1 protein-coding gene is annotated in these 256 nt (G+C 60.2%); it reads left to right on the top strand.

Annotated features, from left to right (window positions below):
• Nucleotides 1–34: 34 nt before the first annotated feature.
• Nucleotides 35–256: phage tail terminator-like protein (locus KAJ71_RS23315; RefSeq protein WP_248947802.1), on the top strand; the 222-nt coding region annotated here is incomplete at its 3' end.

Raw genomic sequence — 256 nt, 5'->3', positions numbered from 1 at the left:
GCGTATCGCCTTCGCTTGTGTACGAGGTGGCCTGATGTCGCACGCAATCATCGCCTCGATCTACGAGGCAAAGCTCATCGCCTGGAACGCTGCCAGGTCGGAGAAGCTTAAGATCGTTTTCGAGAACACGGCCTACACGCCGGCGGAGGGCGAGACCTACCTGCGAGCCTTCACCATCCCTGGGGACACCGCAAGCAATACACTCGGCGGCGATCACCGGCTGTACACCGGCGTGTTTCAGGTCAGCATCATTGCG

The sequence above is a fragment of the Serratia silvae genome (assembly GCF_023282985.1).
Taxonomy (GTDB): Bacteria; Pseudomonadota; Gammaproteobacteria; order Enterobacterales; family Enterobacteriaceae; genus Chania; species Chania silvae.
This window is presented reverse-complemented; position numbering and strand designations above follow the sequence as displayed.